The sequence below is a fragment of the Gordonia sp. NPDC003376 genome (assembly GCF_053589235.1).
On sequence record NZ_JBSFRM010000025.1, the window covers coordinates 40059 to 55467 of the forward strand.

Below are 15409 nucleotides of genomic sequence, written 5' to 3' on the forward strand. Positions count from 1 at the left end.
GCCACCCACCGATCACCGAGGAGAACGATGAGTTTCCGAAGCCCCTACCCCGACGTCGGGATCCCTGACGTCAGCGTCTACGACTTCCTGTTCGGCGGCATCGGCCCGTCCGAGCTCGACACCACGGCGCTGATCGACGGCCCCAGCGGCCGGGAGACGTCGTACCGAGAGCTGATCGCGCAGATCGACACCATCGCAGCGGCTTTGGCCCAGCGTGGGCTCGCCGTCGGCGACGTGGTGGGTCTGCACGCCCCCAACATCCCCGCCTTTGCCGCCGTCTTCCACGGTGTGCTGCGCGCCGGCGGCGTGGTGACCACGATCAATGCGCTCTACACCGCCGCCGACATCGCGAAACAACTCGAGGATTCGCATGCGGCGTTCCTCGTCACGGTGTCGGCACTGGCGCCGCAGGCGGCGGTTGCGGCCGAGCAGGTCGGGATACCCGCCGACCGCGTGATCGTGCTCGACGGGGCCGCCGGTCATCCGTCGTTGCGAGACCTGCTCGTCCACGAGGGACCCGCACCGGTCGTCGCGATCGATCCGGCCACCCAGATCGCGGTGCTGCCGTACTCGTCGGGGACCACCGGACGGCCCAAGGGAGTGATGCTCACCCACCGCAACCTGGTGGCCAATGTCTGCCAGATCCGCCCGGCGATGGGGCTCACCGCCGATGATCGGCTCCTCGCGGTGCTGCCCTTCTTCCACATCTACGGGATGACGGTGCTGCTCAACGCGGCGCTCGCACACCGTGCTGCGCTGGTGACGATGCCGCGGTTCGACCTGGCCGAGTTCCTGCGCATCGTCGAGACCTTCCGCTGCACCTATGTGTTCGTCGCACCCCCGATCGCGGTGGCGCTGGCCAAACATCCGAGCGTCGAGGGCGCCGATCTCTCGTCGGTGCACACGATCTTCTCCGGGGCGGCCCCGCTCGATGCCGATCTCGGTGCGGCCGTCGCCGCACGACTCGGATGTCGTGTGCGGCAGGGTTACGGCATGTCGGAGATGAGTCCGGTCTCGCACGTGATCCCGTTCGACCGGGACGACATCGCGCTCGGATCGGTGGGGGTGACCGTCGCGAACATGGAGTGCAGACTCGTCGACCCGGAGACCGGTGCCGAGGTCGAGATCCCGGCCGATGGCGTGTCGGCTCCCGGCGAATTGTGGTGCAAGGGACCGAATATCATGGCCGGTTACCTGCAGAACCCGACCGGTACGGCCGAGATCCTCGACGCCGAGGGCTATCTGCACACCGGTGACATCGCCGTCGTCGATGCCGCCGGCGTGGTGACGATCGTCGACCGGATGAAGGAGCTGATCAAGTACAAGGGCTATCAGGTCCCGCCGGCCGAGCTCGAGGCGGTGCTGCTGACCCATCCCGCGATCGCGGATGCCGCGGTGATCGGGGTGCGCGACGACACCGGCGAGGAGGTTCCCAAGGCCTTCGTCGTCACCCAGCCGGATCGGCATCTCGGTGCCGACGAGGTGATGTCCTTCGTCGCCGAGCGGGTCTCGCCGCACAAGAAGGTGCGCCTCGTCGAGTTCATCGACACGGTACCGAAATCCGCGGCCGGGAAGATCCTGCGCAAGGATCTCCGGGCTGCGCATCAGGGGTGACGCGGATGGAGATCAGCATCTACTGGTCACTCGCCGACGCCGGTCCGGTGGTGGCGATCGATGCCTACATCGACGAGCTGAACAACCGCCGGGAGGAGGGATTCCGGCGGACCTGGACCACTCAGATGCCCGACGAGCCGGATCTGTTGACGGTGCTCGCGGTGGCCGCACGCGAGGTTCCCGACATCGAGGTCGCCACCGGAGTGCTGCCGGTGCAGCCGCAGCATCCCGCGAGTCTGGCCCAACGCGCCTTGACCGTCAATGCGATCCTCGGCGGACGGCTCGTGCTGGGTCTCGGTCTGAGTCACCGTGTGGTGACCGAGCGGATGTGGGGCATTCCCTATGACCGGCCGATCACGCGGATGGGTGAGTACCTCGACGGTCTGCTTCCTTTGCTCCGCGGTGAGAAGGCCGCCGTGGACGGTGACATCATCACCACGCGAGGCAGACTCGCGATCACCGCGCCGCAACCGCCGGTGTATCTCGCGGCGCTCGGTCCCCGCATGCTCGACCTCGCCGGCACCCGGACCGCGGGCACGGTGACATGGATGACCGGCCCCGTCACGGTGCGCGACCACATCGTGCCGGGGTTGCGTGGTGCGGCCCGGGCTGCGGGTCGTGCCCGTGGCGACGTGCGGGTGGTGACGGTGCTGCCGGTGTGCGTCACCGACGATGTCGACGCGGCGCGCGCGGTGGCAGCCGAGAAGTACGCCATGTACGGCTATCTGCCGTCCTACCGTGCGATGCTCGACCGAGAAGGTGCCGAGGGGCCCGCAGACGTGGCGATCATCGGCGACGAGGCGTCCGTGGCCGCCGAGCTCGACCGGCTCGGTGAAGCCGGGGTGGACGAGTTCGTCGGCATCACCTTCGACCCCGATCCCGAGGGACGTGCCCGCACCAGGATGCTGCTGCGCAGCCGCGACATCGCGACCCCGACGAGCGAGGACCCGCCGGTGGGTGACGTCCTATGAGTAACGGATTCCTGGTCGCTGCAGAGGAATTCGATGATCGCGGTGGATGGGTCCTCGACTCGCAGTTCCTGGCCGAGATGGGGGCTCCGTATCTGCTCGCGCATGGACTCGGACGTCCCGTCGTCGATGCGACGACCACTGTGACCGTTCCGGTCGCGGGTGTCCACCGGGTGTGGGTGCGCACCAAGGACTGGGTTCCCGACCATCATCCGGGCCGGTTCTCGGTGTCCGTCGACGGAACCCGGCTCGACGCGGTGTTCGGCACGCACGGAGCGGACTGGTCGTGGCAGTACGGCGGCACCGTCGACCTGTCCGCCGGTCCGATCACAGTGGTCCTGCACGATCTGACGGGATTCGATGGTCGTTGTGATGCACTGTATTTCACCCGGGACCATACGCCGCCGCCCGCCGGATCGGGGTCGGATCACCGGGAGTGGCGCACCCGTATCCGCGGTCTGCCCACCGAGCCCGAGCCGGCGGGGCGATTCGACGTGGTGGTGGTCGGTGGCGGCGTGACCGGCTGCGCGGCCGCCCTGACCGCGGCGCGGCTGGGACTGTCGGTGGCGCTGCTCGGGGATCGGCCGGTCCTCGGCGGCAACGCCAGTGTGGAGGTGGGACTGGGACCCCGCGGCGAGATCGGGCCCCTGGTGGGGGAACTGACCGAACGCACCGAGGGCGGTGACCTCTGCGCCGGGGCGCTGCTCGACGACGAACCGACCGCCACGGTATTCCTCGAACACAGCGTGTTCGACGTCGTCGTGGACGGCGCCACGATCGCCGCCGTCGATGCGCGGGAGAGCGGAACCGGACGTGACCGGCGATTTGTCGCCCGGTGCGTGATCGACTGTTCGGGAACCGCGATCGTCGGGATCCGCGCAGGGGCCTCGATGATGTTCGGTCGGGAGTCCCGCGCCGAGTTCGGGGAGGGCCTGGCCCCCGAGCGTGGTGACGACCTGCATCACGGCAACACACTGTTCTTCCGGACCCGGATGGCATCGGAACCGGTCGCGTTCCCGGATGTCCCGTGGGCCACCGAGACAGCCGGTGACTACGCGGATCTCGGTGGGCAGCTCACCGAGCCCGGTGTGGAGAACGGCCCGGGCCCCGCCGCCGGGAGACATCGGTTCCACGATCCGAGCGTGCGCCGCCGGATGACCTACCCGATGACGCACTTCTGGGAGTACGGCCAGACACTCGACCCGTACACGAACGGTGAACGGATTCGTGATCACCTGCTGCGAGCGGTCTACGGGACGTTGGCGAATATCAAAGCCGTCGAACCGGATTCCTTTGCTCATCTCGAATTCGACTGGGTGGCACATGTCTCGGCGAAAGGGGAGTATCGGCGCTACCTCGGCGACCACGTCCTCACCGAGACCGAGATCCGGGAGCATGCCGTGTTCCCGGATGCGGTGGTCGCCAATTCCGGCGCCTTCTGCCTGCACTACTCCGGGGATGAGAACCACGACTTCCGGTTGAAGGACTGGAAGTGGGACGAGCGTGACGGTCTGCCGTACTCGATTCCGTTCCGCTGCCTCTACTCCGCCGATGTCGACAACCTGATGATGGCCGGGAAGCACATCAGCGTCACGCACATCGCCGGCTCCAGCACCAAGTTCATGGGTAACGGAGGTCAGCACGGCATCGCGACGGCGGCCGCCGCGGCACTGTGCGTTCGATACGGGATCACGCCCCGCGAGATGGGGCAGCGGCACCTCGACGAGCTGCGCACGCTCGTGGGTCCGTTCGCCGCGCAGTAGCCACGGCCGCCGGGGTTCGCCACGGCGTGACATCCCGGGACACCCGGTGCCGAGCCGAAGGGCGAACGGGGCGGGGCGGCGACCGGTTGCCCCGCCCCGCGCGCGGGGAGATCAGTTGCTCTCGGCGGCCTTCTTGATCTTGCCGAGGGTCTCGGCCATCCCCAGTTCGAGCTCGGCCTCGAAGTTCTCGGTGCCACCCATCATCTTGTCGACCAGCAGGGTCGAGATCTTCGTGGTGGACCCACCCGGCACCTCGCGGCGCTCGGTCACGGTGACGCCCGAGTCGGTGGGGGTGATGGTGTAGCTCCACACCGTGCGGTTCTCCGCGACCCGGAAGCCGATCTCCTCGTTGGGGGTGAAGCGCACCACCCTGGAGGTGGTCGGCCACACCAGCGGTCCGCGTTGGTTGATGTTGATCGTCTTGGTGCCCAAGGCGATCGGGCCACGGATGATCATCTTCTTGCACTGCGGGCTCCACTCGCCCATGCGCTTGAGATCGGAGATCACCGCCCAGACCTGTGCCGGTGTTGCGTCGATGTCGATGGATGCCTCGATGAGCGGCGCGGCCACGTCGTTCCCCCTCCGGGTAGGTGCACATACACAGCAGGGCCGACTGTGTCGCCGGCCACAGATGAACCCTAAAGGCTTATTGTCTGTCCGTCAATAAGGTGTCTCGATCGCTCAGGCGACGACCGAGACCGCGATGATCGCCCCGATGCCGACGAACACCGTCGCGGTGATCCACCCGGCCGGGTGGGCGTCGTCGTTCTCCTCGAGCAGCAGCGTGCCGAGCTTGCCCGGGGTGAGCCAGTCGATCAGCACGAACGACCACATCATCACCGCGACCGCGACGACGGCATAGACGATCGTGTAGACCAGGCCGCGCCAGAGTTCCAGTCCCGCAGCGTCGATGACCCCCGCCGTCATCACCAGCACCAGACCGATCACCATCGACGCGGTGAGCAGCACGGCGTTGCGGTTCTGCTCGACCCACACCAGCTGCCGCAGCCGGCCCGGCGTCACCAGGTCCAGTGCCACGAAACCGATCACCAGCAAGGCGATTCCGACGAGCGAGTACGACGCGCCGGCCGCCAGATTGTCGCGCACGATCTCCACTCGAGCCTCCTGAGGTGGTTCGGGCCGGTCGTGCTGTTGACGGCACGCACCGGTCGTTCGGACAAACCCTAGCGAACGAGCCCCCCGACGCGGCTCGCGAAACGCGAGGACGTCGAGGGGCTCGTCACCGATCGGTGCCGGCCGGACCGGTGGCCGGCCGGGTGGGTTCGCAGACTAGGTGAGGTTCACCAGGTCGTAGGTGTCCACATTCGCCGACAGCCTGCCCAGGTGATCGTTGCCGTCACCGAGGGTGTGGCTGATCGCGGTGAGCCGGCTTGTGTAGTGGCCCACCGGGTACTCGGCGGTCATGCCGATGCCGCCGTGCATCTGGATGGCCTCCTGGCCGACGACACGTCCGGAGCGACAGATCTGCAGCTTGGCGCGCGAGGCGATGATCGGGTCGGTGATGCCGTCGGCCAGTGCGGTGGTGGCGTACTGGCTCATCGAGCGGGCGAGCTCCACCTGCACGTACACGTCGGCGGCACGGTGGGTGAGAGCCTGGAACACCGACAGTGTGACGCCGAACTGCTTGCGCGTCTTGAGGTAGTCGACGGTGAGGTCCAGGGCCCGCTCCATCGCACCGACGGCCTCCGCGCACAGCGCGGTCTGGATGCCCACCTCGGCGTCGGCGATGACGCCGGTCGCGTCACCGGAGCCCAGGCGGGTGGCCGGGGCGTCGGCGAATTCGATCTGCGCGCCGCGACGACGATCGTGGGTGCGGTAGGCGGTGCGCGTGACACCCTCGGCGTCGGCGTCCACCAGGTACAGGCCCAGCTCGCCGTTCTCGCGGGCGGAGACCACCAGCTTGTCGGCGATGTTGCCCTGCGGCACCAGCGACTTGGTTCCGGTCAGCGTGCCGTCGGACACGGTGGCCTGCACCGCGGCCACCGGCCAGCGGTCGCCGGCCTCGTGGTGGGCGAAGGCCATCAGGAGCTCGCCGGAGGCGAGCCCGCCGAGCAGCTCGGCGCGGGTGGCGTCGTCGGCGGTGGCGGCGATCAGCGACCCGGGCACCAGCACCGCGTCGAGGTAGGGCTCGGGGGCCAGGGCGCGACCGATCTCGGTCATCACGCTGGCGAACTCCACCGGGCCGGCACCCATGCCGCCGTCTTCCTCGGCGAAGGTCAGGCCCAGGATGCCGATCTCGGCGAGCGATCGCCACACGTCGGTGCTCCAGCCGCGCTCGGTCTCGGAGACCGCGCGCAGCTTCTCGACGTCGTAGGCCTTGTTGAGCACGTCACGCACGGTGTCGCGCAACATCGTCTGTTCTTCGGACAGTTCGAAATCCATGTTGGTTCCTCGGGTTGGGAGGTCGGAGGGCAGTGGGGTCGAGGCGCGCGGCCTACAGACCCAGCACGGCCTTGTCGATGATCTGACGCTGAACCTCCGACGAACCGCCGTAGATCGTCACCTTCCGGTAGTTCAGGTAGGTGGGTGCGGCGAGTTGCGCCCACTCCGGTGCGGCGATCTCGGCCGACCCGTTGGGGGCGGCCGGGTCGAGGCCGGCGACCGGAAGTGAGTCGGGGCCGGCGATGTCGGTGAGCAGTTCCATGGCCTCCTGCTGCAGCTGGCTACCGCGCAGCTTGAGCAGCGACGACGCCGGGTTCGGCTTGCCGTCGGCCGACGACGCGACGACCCGCAGCTGGGTGAGTTCGAGGGCCAGCAGCTCGTTCTCGAGCTCGGCCAGGCGCGCCGACAGCAGCGGATCGGAGATCAGGGGCGTGCCGTCGGCGCCGGTGATCTCGCGGGCGAGTTCCTTGGCGCGGGCCAGCTTGGTCTTGGTGTAGCCGACGCGGGCGATGCCGTTGCGCTCGTTGCCGAGCAGGAACTTGGCCTGCGTCCAGCCCTCGTTCTCGTTGCCGACCATGTTCTCGGCGGGGACGCGCACGTCCTTGAAGAAGACTTCGTTGACCTCGTAGCCGCCGTCGATCAGTTGGATCGGGCGCAGTTCCACACCGGGGGTGTCCATCGGGAACAGGAACATCGAGATGCCGGCCTGCTTCTTGACATCCGGGTTGGTCCGGGCGAGGCAGAAGATCCAGTCGGCGAACTGGCCCAGGGTGGTCCAGGTCTTCTGGCCGTTGATGACGTAGTGGTCACCGTCGCGTACCGCGCGGGTCTTCAGCGACGCGAGGTCGGAGCCCGCCTCGGGCTCGGAGAATCCCTGGCACCACCAGATGTCGAGGTTCGCGGTCTTCGGCAGGAACCGTTCCTTCATCTCCTGCGACCCGAACTGGGCGATCACCGGACCGATCATGCCGGCGTTGAACGGCAGCAGATCGGGCACGAAGTTCAGCGCCATCTCTTCGCGGTAGATGTGGTGCTGAATGGGGGTCCAGTCCTGGCCGCCCCACTCGAGGGGCCAGTGCGGCACCGCGTAGCCGGCCTCGTTCAGGATGCGGGTGGTGGTGACGATGTCGTCGGGGTAGTTGAGGTTGCCTGCGGCGCAGCGCTCACGCAGATCCTTGGGAACCTGGGTGGTGAAGAAAGTCCGCAGCTCGTCCCGGAAGGCTTCCTCACTTGAACTGAATTTCAGGTGCATGGTTCCCTTCCTACACTCTGGCGTCCTCGGCCGACACCTGGACCCCTGAATCGGGCCGAATCGAGGCCAATCGTCTCATCCGAGCCGTGATCAGGGCCCCGATCACGGCCAGGGTCAGCACATATGTCACGTACCCGACGACGGTCTCCCGTAGTCCCACATGACTCACCAGGAGTCCGGCGATCACCGCGGGCACACTGAACGCCACATAGCTGACGATGAACACGGTGGAGAACACCTGACCTCGCTGACCGGCCGGCGTGCGGTTGCTGACCGAGTCGAGCGCGCCGATGTAGGTGCCCGCGAAACCGGAACCGGCGATCAACGATCCGACGACGTAGGTGGGCAGGTTGGTGGCGAGGACCCCGAGGAGCGAGATCACCGCACCGCCGGCGAGGGCGGGGTAGCCGAAGGCCAGTTTGCTCGCGGGCTCACGGCCGGTGATCAGCAGCGAGGTGATCGCCGCGGAGCAGAAGAAGCCGAACAGCAGCAGGCCGGTCTGGGCATGGTTGTCCACCGCGAAGACCTTGGCCACCACCGACGATCCGAGTGACAGGAACAGCCCACCGAGCGACCACGTCGCGATGAAGGCGGGCAGCGCGATCCAGAACTCGCGGCGCACCGCGACGGGTACAGACACCCGCGGGGCCAGGGTGGAGGCCACATGCCAGCGCGACGAGAAACCCACGCGTGCAGAGGTTTCCGGGACGATCAGCAGGGCGATCAGCAGGACGGCGTAGAGCGCGAGGGTGATCTCGTAGATCAGGAACCGTGGGGCCGGGGCGTACTGCACCAGGATTCCGGCCACCGCGACCCCGCCGGCCAGGCCGATCGCCGGGGCCGCGCCGCTGATCGCCGATCCGGTCTTCGCCGACGGCTGCATGTCGACGACGGTCGCGGTGAGGGTGCCGATCGCGGCGCCGGTGGCGAGGCCCTGCAGGGCGCGCGCGGCCATGAGGGTCCCCACGCCGTCGGCGACGAGAAACAGCACCATGCTGATGATCAGCAACGCGAGCGCGCCGGCGAGCACGGGGCGGCGCCCGATGTGATCGGACAGTGATCCCACCGACAGCAGGCTGATCAGCATCGTCACCACGTAGATCGCGAACACCAGGGTCAGGGTGAACGACGAGAATCCCCACAACTCCTGGTAGACGGGGTACAGCGGGGATGGTGCGGCCGAGGCGAACAGCACCATCACGAGCGTCGTCGTGACCACCCAGAACGCGCGGTGGGGGTGCAGCCGTGACATCTGTCCTCCAAAAGCAAAGGTATTTGCGTTAGTGATGACGCTATCCGGAGACGAACCCTTAAAGCAACGCAGTTTGCAATAATTGATTCCATGCGCGCAGCGGCATGGTCGGCAGACACCGACGACGTGACCGATCCCACCGGGGCGGACCCCGTAGATGGGGCAGGCGACACCGACGGGACGGGATCGCACGGTGCCCGCCGTCCCGGTGGGCGCAGCGCCCGCGTCCAGCAGGCCGTGTACTCGGCGGTCGGTGAACTCGTCGGCCGTGGGCACCGCGACACCATGACGATCCCGCAGGTCGCCGAGATCGCCGGGGTCAATCCCACCAGCATCTACCGCCGCTGGGGATCGATCACCGCCCTGCTGGAAGAGGTCGCCGTCGCCGTGCTCAGCCGCGGCGAGGACATCCCCGACACCGGAACCCTCCGCGGCGACCTCGATGCCTGGGCGTCGATCATCGGCGCCGACATCACCCGGCCCCGGCGCCGGGCGTACCTGCGTGCGCTGGTCAACTCGCGTGACGAACCCGTCGAGGTCTGCCCGTGCTGGGAGATCCGCCGCGAGCAGGCCTCGACCATGGTCGAGCGGGCCCGTGCCCGTGGCGAGTCCACCCCGACGGTGATGGCGATCCTGTGCCACATCATCGCGCCGCTGTATCACCACGTGGTGTTCGGGATGCCGATCGACGACGAATTCGCGGTCGGACTCGCCGAGGACACCATGCGGATGGCCGTCGGCGGCTAGGCTCGGCCCGCATGAAGCATGTGCACTCGTTCACCGAGGATGTGCTGTCCGATCTGGACGCCGTGGGGGTGGCCGCGGCCATCGCCGCCGGTGACATCTCGGCCACCGAGGCGGTCGACGCCGCCCTCGCCCGGATCGACCTGGTCAACCCGCACCTCGACGCGGTCGCCGTCGACGACCGGGAACGCGCTCGCAAACGTGCCGCCGACGAGACCTATGCGCCGGGGGTGTTCGCCGGGGTGCCCTCGATCATCAAGAACAACACCCTGTTCGCCGGACTCCCGACGCGACACGGCTCCGCGGCCGTCCCCGAGCGTGCGGCCACCGCGAACGAACCGTTCACCGAGCAGCTGCTCGCCACGGGGGTCAACCTGGTGGGCGCGTCGACGCTGCCCGCGTTCGGGTTGACCGCCACCACCGAGTTCGTCGACCGCGACCCCACCCGCAACCCGTGGGACACCGACTTCTCGTGCGGGGCGTCCTCGGGCGGGTCGGCGGCACTGGTCGCGGCCGGAGCGCTGCCGATCGCACACGCCAACGACGGCGGCGGATCGATCCGCATCCCGGCAGCGGCCTGCGGACTCGTCGGGCTCAAACCCAGCCGCAATCGGGTGGTGCCGTCCCCGGAGGGGGAGTCGATGCCGATCGACCTGATCTCCAACGGTGTGCTGACCCGCAGTGTGCGAGACACCGCCCACTTTCTCGCCGACGCCGAACGCTTCCGGCCCGCACCGGATCTGCCGCCGGTGGGGTTGGTGGAGGGGCCGTCGCAGCGGCGATTGCGGATCGCGATGCTCACCGAACCGCTCACCGGGCAACTCCTCGACCCGGACACCCAGCTCGGTCTGACCGAGGCCGCCGAGTTGCTCGAAAGCCTGGGACATCGAACCGAATTCGTCCCCGTCCCGGTGGAACGCGACTACGTCGACCAGTTCACCGCCTACTGGGCGATGCTGGCGTTCGCGCTCGACCGGTTCGGGAAACGCATGATCGACAAGGACTTCGACCGTTCTCGGCTCGACCCGTTCACCCGGGGACTGTCACGGCGTTTTCTGCGATCGTTCTGGCGGACACCGTCGGTGCTACGCGCTCTCAAGAAGTCGACGGCGCACTTGCGGGAGACCTTCACCCAGTTCGACGCCGTGTTGTCGCCGACCCTGGCCCACACCACCCCAGAGATCGGATATCTCGATCCCGGTGGGGATTTCGACGAGATCTTCTCCCGGCTCATCCGCTACGTCGCGTTCACCCCGGCCAACAACACCTCCGGCACACCGGCGATCAGCCTGCCATTGGCCCGCACGTCGACGGGATTGCCGCTGGGAATCCACTTCTCGACCGATCTCGGAGACGAGCGCACCCTGCTCGAGCTGGCCTACGAGCTCGAGGCGGCGGCTCCCTTCGCGCGGATTCAGGACGCGGTGTAGAACCGAACGCCGCGAACACCGGAGGGTGACGGCGGTCGCCGGCGTGTGTCGCTGCCCGCCACAGGACGCACCGGGGCCGCAACACCTCGAGAGGTCTTGCGGCCCGGGGACTTTGGTATCGACCTGGGTCGGCCGGTCAGTGGTGCGCGACCTCCTGCTCGGCGCCCACGCCGGTGATCGAACGGACCTCCATCTCCGCATTGCGTTCGGGCGTGCCGCGATCCGACGGCGCGGTCAGGGTGCCGATGATGCCGAGCGCGAAGGCCAGCGGGATCGACACGATGCCGGGGTTCTCCAGCGGGAACCAGGCGAAGTCGGAACCGGGGATCATCGAGGTGGCCTTGCCGGAGACGGCAGGGGAGAAGACGATCAGAAGGAGCGTCGATCCCAGACCGCCGTAGATGCTCCACAGGGCACCACGGGTGTTGAAGCGCTTCCAGTACAGCGAGTAGATGATGGTCGGCAGGTTCGCCGCGGCGGCGATGGCGAAGGCCAGCGCCACCAGGAAGGCGACGTTCTGACCGTTGGCCAGGATGCCCAGGACGATGCCTACGACACCGAGAGTGATTGCTGCGTAACGTGATACACGAACCTGGTCGTCTTCGGAGCACTTGCCGCGTTTGATCACGCTTGCGTAGATGTCGTGGGCGAACGATGCCGAAGCGGTGATCGTCAGGCCGGCGACGACGGCGAGGATGGTGGCGAAGGCGACGGCGGCGATGATGCCGAGCAGCACCGTGCCGCCGAGTTCGAAGGCCAGCAGCGGGGCCGCTGCGTTCTCCTTGCCGGCCGCGGCGAGGATGCGGTCCGGGCCCACGATCGCTGCGGCGCCGTAGCCCAGGATCAGGGTGAACAGGTAGAACGCACCGATCAGGGCGATGGCCCAGACCACCGAGCGGCGGGCCTCCTTCGCGGTGGGAACGGTGTAGAAGCGCATCAGCACGTGCGGCAGACCAGCGGTGCCGAGCACCAGTGCGATGGCCAGGGAGATGAAGTTGATCTGCGATTGCAGCGACCCGCCGTACTTGGCGCCGGGGGCGAGAACGTCACGGGCGGCGACCTTCTCGCTGCTCGATCCGCTGATGGCCTGCTGCGCGCTGCCGAGGATGTCGGAGACGTTGAGACCGAACTTGGCGAGCACCATCAGGGTCATCGCGGCGGCACCGGCGATGAGCAGGACCGCCTTGATGATCTGCACCCAGGTGGTGCCCTTCATACCACCGACGAGCACGTAGACGATCATCAGCGCGCCGACCACGGCGATCACGATGGACTGTCCGGTGCGCGACTCCACGTCGAGCAGCAGGGCGACCAGTCCGCCGGCGCCGGCCATCTGGGCGAGCAGGTAGAACACGCTCACGGCGAGGGTCGAGATCGCCGCGGCGAGCCGCACCGGGCGCTGCTTGAGCCGGAAGCTGAGCACGTCGGCCATGGTGAACTTGCCGGTGTTGCGCAACAGCTCGGCCACCAGCAGCAGGGCCACCAGCCAGGCGACGAGGAAGCCGATCGAGTAGAGGAAGCCGTCGTATCCGTAGACGGCGATGGCGCCGGCGATGCCGAGGAAGCTGGCCGCCGAGAGGTAGTCGCCGGCGATGGCGATCCCGTTCTGGGGACCGGAGAAGCCGCGACCCCCGGTGAAGTAGTCGGCGGCGGAGGAGTTGTTGCGGCTGGCCCGGATCACCACGAACATCGTGAACGCCACGAAGGCGACGAAGATCGCGATGTTGGCGACGGGGTTGCCGACGGCGCCGGCGGCGAGTGCGGTCATCGGGTTGCCTCACTTTCCATCTCGGCGCGGATCGCGGCGGCCTGCGGGTCGAGGTCGCGGTTGGCGAAGCGCACGTAGGCGAAGGTGATCGCGAAGGTCGTCACGAACTGCAGCAGACCCAGGATCAGACCGAGGTTGATGTTGCCCCAGACCGGTGTCGCCATGAAGTCGTGGGCGAAGGCGCCCAGCAGGACGTAGACGGCGTACCACAGCAGGAAGAACGCGGTCATCGGGATCACGAAGCGCAGCAGTGAACGCTTGAGATTCCGGAACTGCGGACTCGCCTGCATGGCGATGAACTGTTCGCCTGTCGGCGTCGGCGGTGGCGGCGTCACCGTCGCGTCTTGTTCTGCAGTGGACACGAGTTCCTCCAAAGCTGTGATGGTTGTTGGACACAGATTCCACTGAGTCACAGATCACACACAATGGGGTGTCGTGGGTCACACGACGAAGCCGGTGATCTGTGCGCCGGACGGTCGGTGCCGACCGACGAACGGTCGGTGGCGGGCGGTGATAGAACTGGGCGATGCGCCTGCTCTGGGATCAGCACGCCTGCCTGCCGTTGCAGCCCGACGCCGACGTCGAGCCGCTGACCCGATTCGCCCGGCCCGGCCCCACCTATGTCTCGGTCAACGTCGGGTACTCGCCGCAGACCTTCGCCGACTCCGCACTGCTGCTCGACCGGTTCCGCGCAGGTGTCACCGCCCATCCGGGGCTGCGCCTGATCACCGACGCGGCCGATGTCGATACCGGCAGCGAACAGATCGCGATCGGGTTCGACCTCGAGGACTTTAACCCGCTCGACGGCGACCTCGACAACGTCGCGATGTTCGTCGACCTCGGGGTGCGCACCCTGCTTCCGTCGTACAACCACGGCAACCGCGCCGGCTGCGGCTGCCTCGACACCGACGACACCGGCCTGACCGCGTGGGGACGCGACCTGGTGGCGGAGATGAACCGGTCCGGGATGGTGCCCGACGGCTCCCATTGCAGTGCCCGTACCGGCCTGGACATGTGCGAGGTCTCCACCAGGCCGGTCATCTACAGCCATTCCTGCATGCGGTCGGTCTGGGAGCATCCCCGCAACATCACCGACGACCAGGCCCGCGCCTGCGCGGACACCGGCGGCGTCGTGGGGATCACCGGCGTCGGGATCTTTCTGGGACCCAACACCCCCGACCTCGACGCGATGGTCCGCCATCTCGAGTACGCCGTCGAGCTGATCGGCATCGACCACGTCGGCGTCAGCACCGACCACTCCTTCGACGCCGCCGACTTCCTCGACGAGATCCGCAACCACCCGGATTCCTTCGACGAGTCCTACACCCGCTGGGGCGACATCCGATGGATGCAGCCCGAGACCTTCATCGGCCTCGATGCCCACCTGGCCGATCGGGGCTGGTCCGACGCCGACATCACCGCCGTCCTCGGCGGCAACTTCCGCAGGGTCGCCGAGCAGTCCTGGTGAGACATCGGAGCTGGTTGCGGACAGTTGCCTCCCGCCTGACGGCTCGGTGACCGTTACGGTGATTGAGCCGGTACCGAGCGTAGCGAGGCACCGTGTCGAAATCTTCGCGGGCCGATGTCGGTTCTGGTTGCGGACATTGTTGTCTCGCTGGGTTTCGACTCGGGTCCTCGCGGTGCTCGGTCCCGGCTCAACCATCGAAAATGGTGGTTGTGCAGGATGGTGGGTTCGATGGAGGGTAGATCAGTGAGCTTCTCGGCTCTCGAAAAGTGTGGTGGTAGTTTGTGGTTGGGATTCCGTTGGTGATTGAGCCGGTACCGAGCGTAGCGAGGCACCGTGTCGAAATCTCTGCTACTCGACGTCGGATGCTCGGTCCTGGCCCTACCGTCGAAGAATGTGGGGCAGGGTTGTTTACGGTGATTGAGCCGGTACCGAGCGTAGCGAGGCGCCGTGTCGAGATCTTCGCGGGCCGATGTCGGTTCTGGTTGCGGACATTGTTGTCTCACTGGGTTTCGACTCGGGTCCTCGCCTGGCGGCTCGGTCCCGGCTCAACCATCCAAAGATGTTGTGGTAGTGAGATATTTAGCTCGCCACGTTGATCTATCTGCTTCTGGGGTATCCAAAGTGATTGTGGTAGTGCGGTGTTGAGTTGGTTACGGTGATTGAGCCGGTACCGAGCGTAGCGAGGCGCCGTGTCGAGATCTTCGCGGGCCGATGTCGGTTCTGGTTGCGGACATTGTTGTCTCACTG

13 protein-coding genes are annotated in these 15409 nt (G+C 67.3%); 6 read left to right on the forward strand and 7 right to left on the reverse strand.

Going from position 1 to position 15409, the window contains the following annotated elements:
• Positions 1-27 precede the first annotated feature (27 nt).
• Genes ACWDUA_RS20675 through ACWDUA_RS20685 form a run of 3 tightly spaced genes read left to right on the forward strand, consistent with a single transcriptional unit; the run spans position 28 to position 4345 of the window.
• Positions 28-1614: an AMP-binding protein gene (locus ACWDUA_RS20675; RefSeq protein WP_449752882.1), complete on the forward strand. Its 1587-nt coding sequence runs from the start codon at positions 28-30 to the stop codon at positions 1612-1614.
• Between the two features lie 5 nt (positions 1615-1619).
• Complete coding sequence (locus ACWDUA_RS20680; protein WP_449752883.1) at positions 1620-2585, forward strand: TIGR03564 family F420-dependent LLM class oxidoreductase; 966 nt, start codon at positions 1620-1622, stop codon at positions 2583-2585.
• Positions 2582-4345 carry an FAD-dependent oxidoreductase gene (locus ACWDUA_RS20685; protein ID WP_449752884.1) on the forward strand — a complete coding sequence of 588 codons (1764 nt, stop codon included), beginning with the start codon at positions 2582-2584 and terminating at the stop codon, positions 4343-4345. Before ACWDUA_RS20680 ends, ACWDUA_RS20685 begins: the two co-directional genes overlap by 4 nt.
• A gap of 111 nt (positions 4346-4456) precedes the next feature.
• On the opposite strand, the gene ACWDUA_RS20690 is transcribed toward ACWDUA_RS20685, so the two are convergent.
• From ACWDUA_RS20690 to ACWDUA_RS20710, 5 genes are all read right to left on the reverse strand, one after another.
• A complete protein-coding gene (locus ACWDUA_RS20690) occupies positions 4457-4915 on the reverse strand; it encodes an SRPBCC family protein (protein ID WP_449752885.1) in 459 nt (152 codons plus the stop codon).
• A 111-nt stretch (positions 4916-5026) separates the two neighbouring features.
• On the reverse strand, positions 5027-5461 hold the full coding sequence (locus ACWDUA_RS20695) for a DUF350 domain-containing protein (RefSeq protein WP_449752886.1): 435 nt from the start codon (positions 5459-5461) through the stop codon (positions 5027-5029).
• A gap of 174 nt (positions 5462-5635) precedes the next feature.
• Entirely contained in the window at positions 5636-6748 is a 1113-nt protein-coding gene (locus ACWDUA_RS20700) for an acyl-CoA dehydrogenase family protein (RefSeq protein WP_449752887.1), read from the reverse strand.
• A gap of 52 nt (positions 6749-6800) precedes the next feature.
• Positions 6801-8000 (reverse strand): acyl-CoA dehydrogenase family protein, encoded by a 1200-nt coding sequence (locus tag ACWDUA_RS20705; RefSeq protein ID WP_449752888.1) that lies wholly within the window; start codon positions 7998-8000, stop codon positions 6801-6803.
• A gap of 10 nt (positions 8001-8010) precedes the next feature.
• The gene (locus ACWDUA_RS20710; RefSeq protein WP_449752889.1) at positions 8011-9252 is read right to left on the reverse strand and encodes an MFS transporter; all 1242 of its coding nucleotides are present in this window, start codon (positions 9250-9252) and stop codon (positions 8011-8013) included.
• A gap of 90 nt (positions 9253-9342) precedes the next feature.
• Here ACWDUA_RS20710 and ACWDUA_RS20715 point away from each other — a divergent pair, with 90 nt between their 5' ends.
• Together ACWDUA_RS20715 and ACWDUA_RS20720 are read left to right on the forward strand one after the other, a co-directional pair.
• Positions 9343-9999 carry a TetR/AcrR family transcriptional regulator C-terminal ligand-binding domain-containing protein gene (locus ACWDUA_RS20715; RefSeq protein WP_449752890.1) on the forward strand — a complete coding sequence of 219 codons (657 nt, stop codon included), beginning with the start codon at positions 9343-9345 and terminating at the stop codon, positions 9997-9999.
• A gap of 11 nt (positions 10000-10010) precedes the next feature.
• Entirely contained in the window at positions 10011-11426 is a 1416-nt protein-coding gene (locus ACWDUA_RS20720; protein WP_449752891.1) for an amidase, read from the forward strand.
• A gap of 136 nt (positions 11427-11562) precedes the next feature.
• Here the strand turns inward: ACWDUA_RS20720 and ACWDUA_RS20725 are convergent, their stop codons facing one another.
• Both ACWDUA_RS20725 and ACWDUA_RS20730 read right to left on the reverse strand, forming a co-directional pair.
• On the reverse strand, positions 11563-13194 hold the full coding sequence (locus tag ACWDUA_RS20725; RefSeq protein WP_449752892.1) for a solute symporter family protein: 1632 nt from the start codon (positions 13192-13194) through the stop codon (positions 11563-11565).
• Positions 13191-13484, reverse strand: a complete 294-nt coding sequence (locus ACWDUA_RS20730; RefSeq protein ID WP_449752908.1) for a DUF485 domain-containing protein — start codon at positions 13482-13484, stop codon at positions 13191-13193. Before ACWDUA_RS20730 ends, ACWDUA_RS20725 begins: the two co-directional genes overlap by 4 nt.
• 236 nt (positions 13485-13720) lie before the next feature.
• Here ACWDUA_RS20730 and ACWDUA_RS20735 point away from each other — a divergent pair, with 236 nt between their 5' ends.
• Positions 13721-14662 (forward strand): dipeptidase, encoded by a 942-nt coding sequence (locus ACWDUA_RS20735; RefSeq protein ID WP_449752893.1) that lies wholly within the window; start codon positions 13721-13723, stop codon positions 14660-14662.
• Positions 14663-15409: the final 747 nt, after the last annotated feature.

Coding starts and splice junctions, on each gene's coding strand:
- ACWDUA_RS20675 (WP_449752882.1), top strand. CDS start 28: ATGAGTTTCCGAAGCCCCTACCCCGACGTCGGGATCCCTGACGTCAGC.
- ACWDUA_RS20680 (WP_449752883.1), top strand. CDS start 1,620: ATGGAGATCAGCATCTACTGGTCACTCGCCGACGCCGGTCCGGTGGTG.
- ACWDUA_RS20685 (WP_449752884.1), top strand. CDS start 2,582: ATGAGTAACGGATTCCTGGTCGCTGCAGAGGAATTCGATGATCGCGGT.
- ACWDUA_RS20700 (WP_449752887.1), bottom strand. CDS start 6,748: ATGGATTTCGAACTGTCCGAAGAACAGACGATGTTGCGCGACACCGTG.
- ACWDUA_RS20705 (WP_449752888.1), bottom strand. CDS start 8,000: ATGCACCTGAAATTCAGTTCAAGTGAGGAAGCCTTCCGGGACGAGCTG.
- ACWDUA_RS20710 (WP_449752889.1), bottom strand. CDS start 9,252: ATGTCACGGCTGCACCCCCACCGCGCGTTCTGGGTGGTCACGACGACG.
- ACWDUA_RS20715 (WP_449752890.1), top strand. CDS start 9,343: ATGCGCGCAGCGGCATGGTCGGCAGACACCGACGACGTGACCGATCCC.
- ACWDUA_RS20720 (WP_449752891.1), top strand. CDS start 10,011: ATGAAGCATGTGCACTCGTTCACCGAGGATGTGCTGTCCGATCTGGAC.
- ACWDUA_RS20725 (WP_449752892.1), bottom strand. CDS start 13,194: ATGACCGCACTCGCCGCCGGCGCCGTCGGCAACCCCGTCGCCAACATC.
- ACWDUA_RS20730 (WP_449752908.1), bottom strand. CDS start 13,484: ATGCAGGCGAGTCCGCAGTTCCGGAATCTCAAGCGTTCACTGCTGCGC.
- ACWDUA_RS20735 (WP_449752893.1), top strand. CDS start 13,721: ATGCGCCTGCTCTGGGATCAGCACGCCTGCCTGCCGTTGCAGCCCGAC.